The sequence below is a fragment of the Mycolicibacterium sphagni genome, from assembly GCF_002250655.1.
Taxonomy (GTDB): Bacteria; Actinomycetota; Actinomycetes; order Mycobacteriales; family Mycobacteriaceae; genus Mycobacterium; species Mycobacterium sphagni.
Genome location: NZ_NOZR01000059.1, coordinates 1 through 1265, shown reverse-complemented (window position 1 = coordinate 1265; position 1265 = coordinate 1). Strand labels below are relative to the sequence as shown.

At 63.6% G+C, this 1265-nt stretch carries 1 protein-coding gene; it reads left to right on the top strand.

Translation table 11 applies throughout. The features are described 5' to 3' along the window. Positions 1 to 70: 70 nt before the first annotated feature. Positions 71 to 1233, top strand: a protein-coding gene (locus CG716_RS29370; RefSeq protein ID WP_094484662.1) for an IS3 family transposase whose coding sequence is annotated in 2 segments (ribosomal slippage) — positions 71 to 355 and positions 358 to 1233 — 1161 coding nt in all. Because the reading frame shifts where the segments join, the coding sequence is not laid out codon by codon here. The last annotated feature ends 32 nt before the right edge of the window (positions 1234 to 1265 follow it).

The following is a 1265-nucleotide window of genomic DNA, read 5'->3' as shown; positions in this document are numbered from 1 at the left end:
GGGTCTGCTGCACGAATAGGTGACATCTGAGTTGGCTTGCCCCGTGGGGGCGGGCTGAGAGGATGTCAGTATGCCCAGGCCTTATCCCCGCGAGTTCCGGGACGACGTCGTGCGGGTCGCTCGCAACCGCGATGACGGGGTGACGATCGAACAGGTCGCCACCGATTTTGGTGTTCACCCGATGACCCTGCACAAGTGGATGCGCCAAGCCGATATCGACGAGGGCACCAAGCCTGGCAAGAGCACCAATGATTCTGCGGAGTTGCAGCAGCTGCGTCGCCGAAATCGATTGTTGGAGCAGGAGAATGAAGTGCTGCGCAGGGCTGCGGCCTATCTGTCGCAGGCCAATCTGCCGGGAAAAGGCTCTACCCGCTCGTGAACGAGCTCGCCGCCGACGGGATCCCCGTCGCGGTGACGTGCCGGGTACTCAAGCTCGCCCGCCAGCCCTACTACCGCTGGCGGGCTCATCCCATCACCGACGCTGAACTCGTCGAGGCCTACCGCGCCAATGCACTGTTCGACGCCCACCACGAGGACCCGGAGTTCGGCTACCGCTATCTGGTCGAGGAGGCCTGCGATGCCGGTGAGGCGATGGCCGAGCGTACCGCCTGGCGGATCTGCGCCGAGAACAAGTGGTGGAGCGTCTTCGGCAAGAAACGCGGCAAGAACGGCAAGCCCGGGCCACCGGTTCACGACGATCTCGTCGAGCGCGACTTCACCGCGGATGAGCCGAATCAGTTGTGGCTCAGCGATATTACCGAGCATCGCACTAGCGAGGGAAAGCTCTACCTCTGTGCGATCAAGGACGTGTTCTCCAACCGCATCGTGGGCTACTCGATCGATTCCCGGATGAAGTCCCGGTTGGCGACGACCGCGCTCAGTAGTGCGGTGGCACGACGCGGTGAGGTGGCCGGTTGCATTCTGCACAGCGACCGCGGCAGCCAATTTCGAAGCCGAAAGTTCGTCCACGCCTTGGGTCGCTACGACATGGTCGGCTCCATGGGCCGCGTCGGTGCGGCCGGCGACAATGCGGCCATGGAGAGCTTCTTCAGCCTGCTGCAGAAGAACGTCCTGGACCGTCGCCGCTGGGCCACCCGCGAGGAGCTAAGGATCGCCATCGTCACCTGGATCGAACGGACCTACCACCGTCGCCGACGCCAAGCCGCCCTCGGGCGGTTGACCCCGATCGAATACGAAGCAATCATGACCACACCGGCCAGTCAGGCCGCGTGACCGTAACTGTCACCTGATCGTGCAGCAGACCC